Below are 12,878 nucleotides of genomic sequence, written 5' to 3'. Positions count from 1 at the left end.
ACCAGCCACGTTCCGGATTCCTCTCAATACGTGTCGGAAATGACGTTGTTCAGCGGCTCGCCCGCCAGATAGCGCAGCAGTTGTGAGCGCACCAGGCGCAGCATGCGCCGGCCGGAGGCGGGGGTGCTGCCGGCGACGTGCGGGGTGATGAGCAGGCCGGGAGCCGACCAGAGCGGGTGCCCCTCGGGCAGCGGCTCGGGAGCGGTGACGTCCACGGCCGCCTTGAGCCGGCCGGACTTCAGCTCGGCCACCAGCGCGTCGGTGTCGACCACGCCGCCCCTGGCCGCGTTGACGAGCAGCGCGCCGTCCTTCATCCGGGCCAGGAACGCCGCGTCGACCATGCCCGCGGTGTCGGCGGTGGCCGGCACGAGCAGCACGACCACGTCGGCCGCCGGCAGCAGCCCTGGCAGTTCGTCCATGCCGTGCACGCCCTCGCGCGCGGTGCGTGCCACCCGGACGACGTCCACCTCGAACCCGTCGAGCCGCCGCTCCAGGGCGCCGCCGATGGACCCGTAGCCGACGATCAGCACCGTGGAGTCGGCCAGCACCCCGGTGTGGTGGTAGGTCCAGGCGCCCCTGCGCTGCGCGTCCACGAACTCGGGGAACTCGCGCAGTACCGCGATCATCGCGCCGACCGCCCACTCGGCGGTACCCGCGTCGTGCACGCCGCGCGCGTTGCAGAGCACCGCGCCCCCGGGCATGTTCGGCCGGTACGGTTCCACCCCCGCCGTGACCGTCTGCACGAGGCGCAGCGAGGGCATCTTGGCCAGCGTCCCCTTGACGTCGGGCGGCGTGATCAGCGGCGGCACCCAGACCTCGACGTCCTCGATCCCATCCGGCAATCCCCCCTTCCCGTCATAGACCACGCATTGAACGCGAGGCAGGTCGGAAAGGACGTCAATCATGGCTTCTGACGGCACCCAGATCTTCATGCCGAGAACCTTACGACCCGGGGGTCAGTATGGAAGGCATGAGGAAGCTCTGGTTGATCGTCCTGCTCGCGCTGGCCGGGTGTTCCACCGGCGGCGCGGTGACGCCCGCGGCCAACGTGCCCGCCGCCCCGCCGCCGGACGCGCCACGGGTCGTGGCCTCCGGCCTGAGCGTGCCGTGGGGCATCGCGTTCCTGCCCGGCGGAGACGCCCTGGTCACCGAGCGCGACAGCGCGCGGCTGCTGCGCGTGACGCCGCAGGGCAAGGTCACCGAGGTGGCGAAGATCTCCGAGGTCAGCCCCGGCGGCGAGGGCGGGCTGATGGGCGTCGCGGTCAAGGACGACTTCGTCTTCCTGTACTACACCGCGGCCGAGGACAACAGGATCGTCCGCTACCGCCTGAACGGTGACACGATCGCCGAGCCGAAGGTCCTGGTCGAGGGCATCCCCAAGGCCGGCATCCACAACGGCGGCCGGCTCGCGTTCGGCCCCGACGGCTTCCTGTACGCCTCGACCGGCGAGGCCGGCGAGCGCCCCCTGGCCCAGGACCCCGACTCACTGGGCGGCAAGATCCTGCGCATGGGCGTGGACGGCGACGCCAGGATCCACACGCTCGGCCACCGCAACGTCCAGGGCATGGCCTGGGACGAGGCGGGCCGCATGTACGCCTCCGAGTTCGGAGCCAGCTCCTTCGACGAGGTCAACCAGATCGTCGAGGGCCGCAACTACGGCTGGCCGCGGGAGGAGGGCCAGGGCGAGGACTCCGCCTTCGCCGACCCGATCGTCACCTGGGGCACCGGCGAGGCCTCGCCGTCCGGGATGGCCTACGCGGCGGGCTCCCTGTGGGTGGGCGCGCTGCGCGGCGCCCGGCTGTGGCAGGTGCCGCTGGACGCCGAGGGCCGGCCGGGCAAGCCGGTCGCGCACTTCGAGGAGACCTACGGCCGGCTGCGCGCGGTCGCCGTGGCCCCCGACGGCACGCTGTGGGTGGGCACGAGCAACAAGGACGGCAGAGGCTCGCCCGCCCAGGACGACGACAGGATCCTCGCCGTCACTCCACGTCGTTCCTAGCGGCGCAGGTGACCTGCGCCTGCGGCCGGTACTCGGTGGTCATCTTCTTGTCCCGCTTGACTTCCTTGCCGTTGTCGTAGAAGACGCGGGTGACGTCTACGGTGAAACCCTGCTGGCCGGTGGTCGGCAGGCAGCCTGCCTCGCTGCTGCTCTGGCGGCGGAACGGGGTGACCTCGCGGCGGTCGGAGACGACGGCCTCGACCTTGTCGTAGCGTCTGGTGCTCCACAGCGTGACCGTGACCGAGGTGGGTGAGTAGGCGGTCTTGATCAGCACGCCGTACTGGGAGTTGTTGACCCAGCTGAAGTCGCGGCGGGGGTAGAGGACGGCCACGTCGCGGCCCTCGGGGTAGCGGGGGGCGTGGTAGTCCATGGGCGTGTGCTCGCCGTTCTCGAAGCCGCCGAGGAAGACCGCGTTGTAGAGCGTGGTGGCGAACTGCGAGCCGCCGCCGCCCACGACGTTGACCATCCGGCCGCCGACGACCTGCGGGGCCTCAAGGTATCCGGCCTCGGCGGTCGGCTGGCCCATGACCTCGTTGAAGGAGAAGGTCTTGCGCGGCAGCACCATCGTGCCGTCGAGTTGCCGGGCCATCTTCTGGATGTTGGTCGCGCGCGCCTGGCAGCAGTCGAACAACGTGGTGAAGGTCGCGACGCTCTCCTTGATCCCGAGGCCGCTCACCTCCGCGGTGCTGAGCCGCGGCTTGACCGCGCCGAGCGAGACCGCCAGCGTACGGCCGCCGCCCTGCGTCAGCACGCGGTTCAGGTCCTCGGCCAGCTTGCCTGCGTCCACTCCCCTGCCCTGGCGGGCCGGGACGAGCACGGGCCTGTTGTCGATGATCTGGTACGTGGCGTCCGCCGGCCGCTGGGCCAGGTCGACCAGCTTGCCCTCGATGGGCTCCAGCGCCTTCTCCGCGTCGAACTGCGGCTTCAGCGCGCCCTTGCCGTCGGGGACGAAGGTGAGGTGGGCGGCGATGGCGGCGGGGGTGAGCTCGGCCCGCTTGCCGTCCTTGGTCAGGGTGACCGGGGCGGCGACCGCCCGCTTGGCGCGGGCCGCGGCCTGCCGTACCGCTTCCTCGGTGGTTTCCGGCTTGGCCGGGACCATGTTGAGCGCGACGTCGCCCTGGGAGCGCAGGAACGCGGTGCTGATGGCGCGCACGGCGGCGTCGCGGTCGAGGAGCTGGCCGTCCTGCGGCAGTACGGCGCGCGGCCGCATGCCGGAGAAGACGACGCGGCCCTCCTTGGGCGCCTTGTCGACGGATTCCGCGAGGCCCTCGACGGTCCTGGCGAGCTGGGCGGCGTCGATGGAGATCTTCGGCTGGAGGTCGGTGGTGCCGGTCAGCGCCCGCCAGACCTCGGCGGGGGTGGGGAAGCCGCTCGGGGCCTCGCCGATGGTGGCGACCACGTCGAGTTCGAGCCCGGCCTCGTCGGGCTGGATGCGCTCCTCGCGCCCGCCCATGCTGACGGTGACGGGGCGGTCGAGCCGCGCGGCGAGCTCGGCTCGGAGCTTGTCGGCGGCCTGGGTGACGGTCAGCCCGCCGATGTCGATGCCGGCGACGCGGGTGCCGCGCAGCACCGAGCCGGACATGACGACCGCGGGCACGAGGTAGGCCAGCAGGCCCAGGACCACGAGGACGAGCAGGAGCGTGGGCAGGATACGGCGGCGGTGCGGCTCGGGGTCGTAGCCGGGCGGCCGGGGCGGCGGTTCGGGGGGCCGGAAGGAGGCGGGCGGCTGGGGCTCCTGCATCGGCCAGGGCGTGGGCGGCGGGGCCACGGGCGGCAGTCCGCCGCCGGCGGCCGGTTCCGGCTTGGGCTCGGGCTGGCCGGTGGAGCCGAAGATATCCCGTGAGACGCCAGGCGGCAGTCCTTCGACCTTCGGTGGCTTCTTGCCGGGCATGGGCAAGGGCACCGAGGCGAACGGGTCGGTCGGTGAATCGATCGGTCCGGCGCGCCGCACGCCTCTATCTCCTCCTGCTCCGCAGCCTCTCCTCAGGCAACAGTAAGGCACGGGTATCCCGGTATGTCACGGGAAATGGGTTATCTCGGGTCAACCAATCCAGCGGTAGCGGTGTTCCGGCCGGCCGGCGGTGCCGTACCTCGGACGGAGTTCCGCTTTGCCCACCGCGCACAGGTGCTCCAGGTACCTGCGGGCGGAGACCCGCGACAGGCCCGCCAGCGCGGCGGCCTCGGCGGCCGACAGGTCGCCGGCCGCGGCGCGCAGCGTGTCGGCGACCAGATCGCACGTGGCCGACGACAGGCCCTTGGGCAGCGGCGTCTTCAGCGCGCCGAACAGCCGGTCGACCTCGTCCTGGCCGACCTCGGGGCCGAGCGCGGTCAGCCGCTTCCTGCTCGCGGCGTACTGCCCCAGGCGGTCGGCCAGCGCGGCGGCGGTGAACGGCTTGATCAGGTAGTTGACCGCGCCGCTGCGCATCGCCTCCCTGACCGTGGGCAGGTCGCGGGCGGCGCTGATCATGAGCACGTCCACGTCGTTGAGCGCCTTGAGCACGTCGAGGCCGGACAGATCGGGGAGATAGATGTCGAGCAGCACCAGGTCCGGGCGGAAGCGGCGGACGGCCTCCAGCGCGTCGTTGCCGGTGTGGGCCGCCGCCACGACCTCGAAGCCCGGCATCCGCGCGACGTAGCCGCTGTGGATCCTGGCCACCATGAAGTCGTCGTCGACGACCAGCACCTTGATCATGGCAGCAGCGCGGTGAAGACCGCTCCTCCCTCGTTGCGTACGTTCACCCAGCCGCCCCTGCGCAAACACGCCTGCCTGGTCAGCGCCAGCCCGAGGCCGCGCTGACCGGCGCGCGCGGCCTTGGTGGTGAAGCCCTCCCTGAAGACCTCCTCGACCAGGCCCGGGGTGATGCCGGGGCCGGAGTCGCCGACGCGCACGTGCAGGCCGTCGGCGGCGGCCCTGACCGACACCTCGATCGTGCCGGGGGCTCCGTCGAGCGCGTCGATGGCGTTGGCCACCAGGTTGCCGACGACCAGGACGGCGTCCTGCGGGTCGCCGAGCACGCCCTCGGGCACCTCGGAGTCCTCGGCCAGCTCCAGCGTCGCCCCGCGCTCGGCGGCCTCGGCCGACTTGGCCAGCAGCAGGGCGGCCAGCGTGGGGTCCTGGACACGTTCGCGGATGCCGATGGCATAGGTGCTGCGGGTGGTTCTGGTGATGAAGGAGACCGCCGCCTCCTGCTCGCCCAGTTCGAGCAGGCCGACCACGGTGTGCATGCGGTTGGCGAACTCGTGGGCCTGCGCCCGAAGGGCCTCGGTGGCGCTGCTGGCGTCGTCGAGGTCGCGGGCCAGCCGTACCAGCTCGGTCCTGTCGCGCAGGGTGACCACCCAGCCGCGGTGCTGGCCGCGCACCGAGACCGGGGTGCGGTTGAGCACCAGCACACGCTCGCCGTGCAGGACGATGCGGTCCTCGCCCGGGTCGGCGCCGCCGAGCACGTCGCGCATGCGGTCGGAGACCGGCATGGCGGTGAGGTCCTCGCCGACCTCGCCGAGCAGTTCGCGGGCGGCGTCGTTGACGAGCGTGACGCGTCCGGTGAGGTCGAGGGCGAGCACGCCCTCCTTCACGCCGTGCAGTACGCCCTCGCGCTGTTCCAGCAGCGCGGCGATCTCGCGCGGCTCCAGGCCGAAGGTCTGCCTGCGTACGCGCGCGGTGATCAGGGCGGCGGCGGCGGAACCGGCGAACAGTACGGCGAGCGCCGTCCACAGCAACGGCGGCAGGGTGTCGAACAACTGCTCGCTGACCGTCGCCTCCAGCACGCCGACCGAGGTCAGGCCGATCACGGTGCCGTACTCGTCGAAGACGGGCGCCTTGCCCCTGACGGTGGTGCCGATGGTTCCGGTCTCGGTGCCGACCCAGGTGCGGCCGGTCTCGATGACGCCGCTGCCGTCGGTGGACAGCTTGTGGCCGATCAGGGTGGTGTTGGGGTGCGCGTAGCGGGTCTGCTCGCGGTTGGCGATCACGACGTAGTCGGCGCCGGTGGCCTGTTGGACGCTGACGGCGAGCGGCTGCAGCACCTTTTCCGGATTTTTCGCGTTAAAGGCCTCGCGGACCTGCGGCATGCCCGCCACCGACTGGGCGATGGCCAGGGCGCGCTGCTGGTAGCGCGAGTTCAGCTGGGTACGCGTGTGCCCGGCCCACACGACGGCCGTACCACCGACGGCGAGCAACACGATCACCATCTGGAGCACGAACAGCTGAGTGCCGAGCGAGGCGTTTGTGACCCTCCTCACGCGCTTCATGGAAACAGGCCCAGGTCACGGGCGGGTAGCGACCAATACGAACAAAAAGACGGCAAGTGCGTAAAGGCTCGACCGGGAAGGGTTCTCGGCTCACCATCGCAGTTCACCGAACGTGAGAACCCCCCTTGGAGTGATCATGCGCCTGCGCATATTCGCCGCGCTCGCGGCCCTTTCCGTGGCCACCCTGTCGGCCTGCGGCAACAGCGGTGGCACGAGCGCCTCCGGCAGCGGCACGCTGAAGATCATGGCGCCCGCCAACGCCGGCGGCGGCTGGGACCAGACCTCGCGCACCGCCGAGCAGGCGATCAAGCAGGCCGATCCCTCACGCAAGGTCGAGGTCTACAACGTGCCCGGCGCGGGCGGCACCATCGGCCTGGCCCAGCTGGCCGGCGAGAAGGGCAACGGCAACCTGCTCATGACGATGGGCCTGGTCATGGTCGGCGCCATCGAACAGAACAAGTCCAAGGTCACGCTGGCCGACACCACGCCGATCGCCAAGCTGACCGAGGAGTACGAGATCGTCGTCGTGCCCGCCGAGTCCAAGCTCAAGACCGTCGCCGACCTGGTCGCGGCGTGGAAGGCCGACCCGAAGACCGTCTCCATCGCGGGCGGCTCGGCCGGCGGCACCGACCACATCCTGGCCGGTCTCATGGCCAAGGCCGCGGGCGTCGACCCCAAGCAGATCAACTACGTCGCCAACTCCGGCGGCGGCGAGGCGCTCAACCTCCTGCTGGGCAACAAGGCCACGATCGGCATCTCGGGCGTCGGCGAGTTCGCCGAGCAGGTGAAGGCCGGCAAGCTGCGCGCCCTGGCCGTCAGCTCCCCGCAGCGCCTGCCCGACCTCGACGCGCCCACGATCAAGGAGGGTGGCCTGGACGTCGAGATCGCCAACTGGCGCGGCATGGTCGCCCCCGGCGGCCTGTCCGACGCCGACAAGAAGGCGCTGACCGACCTGGTCACCAAGATGCACGCCTCGCAGGCGTGGAAGGACGCGGTCGCCAAGAACGGCTGGATCGACTCCTTCCAGACCGGCGAGCAGTTCGCCGGATACCTCAACTCCGAGCAGACCCGGGTCAAGTCCATCATCGCCGAGATGGGGCTCGTCTCCTGATGGAGCCCTCGTCCTCGCCCTCGTCCTCGCCCGCGCCTTCGCCGGGCAAGAAGCGGGGCTGGTGGCGACCCGAACTCGGGTTGGCGCTGGCCCTGCTGGCCGTCGGCGTCTACGTGATCGTCGGCACCCTGAACGTGGAGGCGGCGACCTCCGTCGTCGGCCTGGGGCCGAGGTTCTTCCCCATGCTGGTCGGCGGCGCCATCACCGTCGTGGGCGTGTTCTACGTGATCGACGTCGTGCGCGGCGGCCGCGGCGACCCCGAGGAGAGCGAGGACATCGACGCCGACGCCCCCGCCGACCTCAAGCAGGTCGGGCTGGTCGGCGGCGTCTTCCTCGCCTTCACCGCGCTGCTCGACACGCTCGGCTGGGTCGTCGCGGGCAGCCTGCTGTTCTTCGGCCTGTCGCTGGCCCTCGGCGCCGAGCACCGCGTCCGCGCGGCGATCATCGGCGTGGTGCTGGGCCTCGGCACCTACCTCGCCTTCGTCAAGGGCCTCGGCGTGAACCTGCCCGCGGGCCTCCTGGAAGGGCTGATCTGAGCCATGGACTCCCTCCAGCTCCTGCTCGACGGCTTCGCCTCCGCGCTGACGCCGGTCAACCTGCTCTACGCGCTCGTCGGCGTCACCCTCGGCACGCTCGTCGGCGTCCTGCCCGGCATCGGCCCGGCCATGACGGTCGCGCTGCTGCTGCCGGTGACGTTCACCGTGCCGCCGGCCAGCGCGTTCATCATGTTCGCCGGCATCTACTACGGCGGCATGTACGGCGGCTCCACCACCTCCATCCTGCTCAACACCCCCGGCGAGTCCTCCTCCATGATCACCGCGCTGGAGGGCAACAAGATGGCCAAGCGGGGCCGCGCCGCCCAAGCGCTGGCCACGGCGGCCATCGGCTCGTTCGTCGCGGGCACGCTGGCCACCGGCCTGCTCGTGGTGGCCGCCCCGGCCGTGGTCGCGTTCGCGATCGCGTTCGGCCCCGAGGACTACTTCGCCCTGGCCATCCTGGCCTTCACCGCGGTCTCCTCGGTGCTGTCCCGCTCGGTCGTACGCGGCCTGGCCTCGCTCGGCTTCGGCCTGGCGATCGGGCTCGTCGGCATCGACCAGCAGACCGGGCAGGCCAGGCTCACGCTGGGCATCCCGCAGTTGTTCGACGGCATCGACGTGGTGATCGTCGCGGTGGGCCTGTTCGCGCTGGGTGAGGCCCTGTACGTGGCCTCCCGGCTGCGGCACGTGCCGCCGGAGGTCATCCCCGTCGGCCGCGCGTACCTGGGCCGCGCCGACTGGGCGCGCTCCTGGAAGCCGTGGCTGCGCGGCACAGCGCTGGGCTTCCCGTTCGGCGCGCTGCCGGGCGGCGGCGCCGAGATCCCCACCTTCCTGTCGTACGCGACCGAGAAGAAGCTGGCCCGCGGCGTGGCCCGCGAGGAGTATGGCAAGGGCGCCATCGAGGGCGTCGCCGGCCCGGAAGCCGCCAACAACGCCTCCGCGGCCGGCACCCTGGTCCCCCTGCTCAGCCTGGGCCTGCCCACATCGGCCACCGCCGCGATCCTCCTCGCCGCCTTCCAGCAGTACGGCCTGCAACCCGGGCCCCAGCTCTTCGACCACAACCCGGCCCTGGTCTGGGGCATGATCGCATCCCTGTTCGTGGGCAACGCGATGTTGCTGGTGCTCAACCTGCCGCTGGCGCCGCTCTGGGCAAAGGTGCTGCATGTGCCGCGGCCGTACCTCTATGCGGGAATCGTGATGTTCGCCGCGCTCGGCGTCTACGCCCTGAACGCCTCGGCCGTGGACCTGATCGTGCTCTTCATCCTCGGCCTGCTGGGCTGGGCGATGCGACGCTTCGGCCTGCCGGTGGCGCCCGCGGTGATCGGCATGATCCTGGGCCCGATGGCCGAGATCCAGCTCCGCCGCGCACTGGCCATCGGGGCGGGCGAGGTGACCGTACTGGTCAAGAGCCCGATCGCGGTGGTGCTGCTCGTGCTGTCGGCGCTGGCGCTGCTGACCCCGGTCTTCAGGAAGCTGATGGCACGGCGGCGTGGCAGAGCGGTCACACCCGGGTCACACCCCGAGTAGAGGGTGGTGAACCGGGGTATCCCCCGAGTGGTTCCTGGGAAAGACGTTGTGGCCCCGCCGACCTTGTCCACCGGCGGGGCCACAAGCACGGTGCTCCGCTTCGCTCCGCGCGTACTTCCAGTCGGGGCGTGGCCCCGACCCCGCGTCGGGCCTCGCTGCGCTCGGGCGTTCCGCTTGTGCGCGCCTTCGGCACGCGGCTGGCGCGTGTGTGGGCAGGGAAGGCCGGGGTGCCTGGTGCACCACGTGCCGTCCATCACGAGCGTCAAGGCGGAAACGCGCCAACCACCCTCTACACGATCACCGCGTCAACGTCCCGCACCACGTCTGATGCAGATATTGCGGCGGGTCGCGCTGCTTGGCGCGCGACACGTGGTGCGTGGATCGGGATGGCTGTGGCGGGAGTGATGGGGGATCAGGGGTGAGGCGGGGATGGGGTGGGACGTGGAGGAGCCGGGCGCCTGGGTGGGCGTCCGGCTCTGGTCTGACAAGGGCTATGCGGCGGTGGCAACGGCGGCCTTCCGGTGGCCTGGGGTGGTCACGCCGAAGCGGGGGGCCACCCACACGCCTGCCAGCGCCATCACCAGCGTCGCCGCGAACACGGTCCAGTAGCCCGAGGCCGCCGCCGTGAACAGCGCGCTGGTGACCGCGACCGCCACCACCGAGAAGACCGCCTCGCCCACCTGCAGCGACGAGGAGTTGGCCCCCTGCTCGCCCGGCGAGGACAGTTCGAGCGTCAGCACCGAGAGTGTCGGGTACACCAGCCCCATCCCGAAGCCGGCGATGATCCACGACGGGTACGCCAGCCAGATCGGCACCGGCTCGAAGGTGACCGCGCCCATCAGCAGGATGCCCAGGGCGATCAGGGCGGCGCCGCCGCGCAGGTTCGTCATCCGGCTGAAGACCTCGCGGCCCTGCAGCCACGAGGCGAACGACCAGGTCAGCGCGCCGCCGGTCAGGGCGATGCCGGCGACGAAGGTCGACAGGCCGCGCTGGCTGATCAGCATCAGCGGGATGATCACTTCGGCGGCGAAGAAGGCGCCGGTGGCCAGGCCGCGCAGGGCCACGACCGAGGGCAGGCCCCTGGCCGCGCGCAGGGTGCCGGCGGGCAGCAGCCTCGGCAGTGCCAGCGCCAGGACGACCAGGCCGGCGACGAGGAGGAGCACCTGGCCCTGGCTGCCGTACTGCATGAGGCCGGCGCCGACGGCGGTCACCGCGGCCCAGCCGAGCTTGCCGATCATGCCGGGCGAGGTGTCCGCCTGCCCGCCGGAGACCGGCTGGCCCGCCAGGCCACGGAGCAGGACCAGTGCCGCGATCGCGGACAGGATCGGCACGCCCAGGAAGACCCAGCGCCATCCGGCCGTCTCCACGACGACTCCGACGATCGCCGGCCCCACCATGGACGGCACCACCCATGCCGTCGCGAACAACGAGAAGATCTTCGGGTGCATCGCCTCGGGGTAGGCCCTGGCCACCACGACGTACAGGGCGACCTGGACCAGCGCCCCGCCGAAGCCCTGCACCAGGCGTCCGGCGATCAGCATCTCCATGCTCTGCGCGAACCCGGCCAACCCCAGACCGCCGGCGAACGCCACCGCTCCCACCCAGAGCGGCGCCAGCGGCCCGCGAAGGTCGGCCCATCGGCCGCCCAGGACTGTTCCGATCACACCGGCCGCCATGGCACCGCTGAAGGCCAGGCCGTACAACTCAAGTCCGCCCAGTTCGCGGGCGACGACGGGCATGGCGACCGCGACCGCCATGTACTCGAAGGCGACGAGCGACACCATCGCCACCAGGCCGATTGTCAATGCTTTGCGCTTCATGCCCACGAAAGTACGGCGGCGCCGGGGATAGCACATCGTGCCGTGGTCCTAGGTCCCCATGGGTCCATAGTCCTAGATCTTCTATATCCAGAATAGCCGGAATGAAGTCCAGGGCAGGGGCCCCGCCGCGACGGCAGGGCCCCTGGGAACTACTCGGAGACGCCCAGCTTCTCCAGGATCAGCTGCCGGGCGCGGCCGGCGTCCGCCTTGCCTCGGCTGGCCTTCATGACGCCGCCGACCAGCGCGCCCACCGCGGCGATCTTGCCGGAGCGGACCTTGTCGGCCACGTCGGCGTTGCCGGCCAGGACCTCGTCGATGATGGCCGACAGCTCGCCCTCGTCGTTGACGATCTCCAGGCCGCGCGCGGCCACGACCGCGTCCGGCGTGCCCTCGCCGGCCAGGACGCCTTCCAGCACCTGGCGGGCCAGCTTGTCGTTGAGCGAGCCCGAGGCGACCAGCACGGTCACGCGGGCGATGTCGGCCGGGGTGATGGGCAGGTCGGCCAGGGCGGTGCCGCTCTCGTTGGCGCGGCGGGCCAGCTCGCCCATCCACCACTTGCGCGCGTCGGCCGCCGGGGCGCCCGCCGCGACCGTCGCCTCGACCAGGTCGATGGCGTCGGCGTTGTGCATGGCCTGCATGTCGAGGTCGGACACGCCCCACTCGGCCTGCAGCCGCTTGCGCTTGATCCGGGGCAGCTCGGGCAGCTCCGCCTTCAGCCTGGCCACCCACGCCGCGTCGGGCGCGATGGGGACCAGGTCGGGCTCGGGGAAGTAGCGGTAGTCCTGCGCCTCTTCCTTGGAACGGCCGGGCGTGGTGGTGCCGGTGTCCTCGTGGAAGTGCCTGGTCTCCTGGATGATCTTGCCACCCTCGGCCAGGATGCGGGCCTGCCGTTCGATCTCGGAACGGACCGCCCGCTCGACGCTGCGCAGCGAGTTGACGTTCTTGGTCTCCGTGCGGGTGCCCCACTCGGAGGAGCCGCGCGGCATGAGCGAGACGTTCACGTCGCAGCGCATGGAGCCTTCCTCCATGCGTACGTCGGAGACGCCCAGCGACCGCATGATCTCGCGCAGCTCGGTGGCATAGGCCTTGGCCACCTCGGGCGCCATCCGGTCGGTGCCCGGGATCGGCTTGGTGACGATCTCGACCAGCGGGATGCCGGCGCGGTTGTAGTCGACGATCGAGTAGTCGGCGCCCTGGATGCGGCCGGTGGCACCACCCACGTGGGTGGACTTGCCGGTGTCCTCCTCCAGGTGCACGCGCTCGATCTCGACGCGCACGGTCGCGCCGTCGACCTCGACGTCGAGGTAGCCGTCGAAGCAGAGCGGCTCGTCGTACTGCGAGATCTGGTAGTTCTTCGGCATGTCCGGATAGAAGTAGTTCTTCCGGGCCATGCGGCACCACTCGGCGATGGAGCAGTTGAGCGCCAGGCCGATGCGGATCGTGGACTCGATCGCCGCCTCGTTGGCCACCGGCAGCGCGCCGGGGAAGGCCAGGCAGGTCGGGCAGGTCTGCGTGTTGGGCGCGGCGCCGAAGGTGGTCTTGCAGCCGCAGAACATCTTGGAGGCGGTGCCGAGCTCGACATGGGTTTCCAGGCCGAGAACGGGCTCGAACCGGCCCAGCGCCTCGTCAAAAGCCATCAC

At 71.2% G+C, this 12,878-nt stretch carries 10 protein-coding genes; 4 read left to right on the top strand and 6 right to left on the bottom strand.

The genetic code is table 11. From position 1 onward, the window contains the following. Positions 1-23: 23 nt before the first annotated feature. Positions 24-842, bottom strand: a complete 819-nt coding sequence (locus ACIBKY_RS33815; RefSeq protein WP_397103118.1) for a 2-hydroxyacid dehydrogenase — start codon at positions 840-842, stop codon at positions 24-26. Positions 843-970: 128 nt separating this feature from the next. On the opposite strand from ACIBKY_RS33815, the gene ACIBKY_RS33810 reads away from it, so the two are divergent. Further along, positions 971-1,996: a PQQ-dependent sugar dehydrogenase gene (locus ACIBKY_RS33810; protein ID WP_397103116.1), complete on the top strand. Its 1,026-nt coding sequence runs from the start codon at positions 971-973 to the stop codon at positions 1,994-1,996. On the opposite strand, the gene ACIBKY_RS33805 is transcribed toward ACIBKY_RS33810, so the two are convergent. From ACIBKY_RS33805 to ACIBKY_RS33795, 3 genes are all read right to left on the bottom strand, one after another. Then, positions 1,977-3,947, bottom strand: a complete 1,971-nt coding sequence (locus ACIBKY_RS33805) for a VanW family protein (protein WP_397103114.1) — start codon at positions 3,945-3,947, stop codon at positions 1,977-1,979. The two genes, ACIBKY_RS33810 and ACIBKY_RS33805, sit on opposite strands and share 20 nt — an antisense overlap. A gap of 90 nt (positions 3,948-4,037) precedes the next feature. Further along, on the bottom strand, positions 4,038-4,688 hold the full coding sequence (locus ACIBKY_RS33800) for a response regulator (protein ID WP_397103112.1): 651 nt from the start codon (positions 4,686-4,688) through the stop codon (positions 4,038-4,040). Continuing rightward, a complete protein-coding gene (locus tag ACIBKY_RS33795; protein ID WP_397103110.1) occupies positions 4,685-6,244 on the bottom strand; it encodes an ATP-binding protein in 1,560 nt (519 codons plus the stop codon). The genes ACIBKY_RS33800 and ACIBKY_RS33795 overlap by 4 nt, the downstream gene beginning before the upstream one ends. Positions 6,245-6,380: 136 nt before the next feature. On the opposite strand from ACIBKY_RS33795, the gene ACIBKY_RS33790 reads away from it, so the two are divergent. From ACIBKY_RS33790 to ACIBKY_RS33780, 3 genes are read left to right on the top strand one after another with little or no spacing between them, the layout of a single operon-like run. After that, positions 6,381-7,355 carry a Bug family tripartite tricarboxylate transporter substrate binding protein gene (locus ACIBKY_RS33790; RefSeq protein WP_397103108.1) on the top strand — a complete coding sequence of 325 codons (975 nt, stop codon included), beginning with the start codon at positions 6,381-6,383 and terminating at the stop codon, positions 7,353-7,355. Further along, on the top strand, positions 7,355-7,891 hold the full coding sequence (locus ACIBKY_RS33785; RefSeq protein ID WP_397103106.1) for a tripartite tricarboxylate transporter TctB family protein: 537 nt from the start codon (positions 7,355-7,357) through the stop codon (positions 7,889-7,891). Before ACIBKY_RS33790 ends, ACIBKY_RS33785 begins: the two co-directional genes overlap by 1 nt. A 3-nt stretch (positions 7,892-7,894) precedes the next feature. Further along, positions 7,895-9,418, top strand: coding sequence for a tripartite tricarboxylate transporter permease (locus tag ACIBKY_RS33780; RefSeq protein WP_397103104.1), 1,524 nt, complete (start codon positions 7,895-7,897; stop codon positions 9,416-9,418). Between the two features lie 491 nt (positions 9,419-9,909). Here ACIBKY_RS33780 and ACIBKY_RS33775 read toward each other — a convergent pair whose 3' ends face one another. Both ACIBKY_RS33775 and gatB read right to left on the bottom strand, forming a co-directional pair. Beyond that, entirely contained in the window at positions 9,910-11,238 is a 1,329-nt protein-coding gene (locus tag ACIBKY_RS33775) for an MFS transporter (RefSeq protein WP_397103102.1), read from the bottom strand. Between the two features lie 149 nt (positions 11,239-11,387). After that, a complete protein-coding gene (gene gatB / locus ACIBKY_RS33770; RefSeq protein WP_397103583.1) occupies positions 11,388-12,875 on the bottom strand; it encodes an Asp-tRNA(Asn)/Glu-tRNA(Gln) amidotransferase subunit GatB in 1,488 nt (495 codons plus the stop codon). Positions 12,876-12,878 lie beyond the last annotated feature (3 nt).

The organism is Nonomuraea sp. NPDC050394 (assembly GCF_044459065.1).
GTDB lineage: Bacteria > Actinomycetota > Actinomycetes > Streptosporangiales > Streptosporangiaceae > Nonomuraea.
This window is presented reverse-complemented; position numbering and strand designations above follow the sequence as displayed.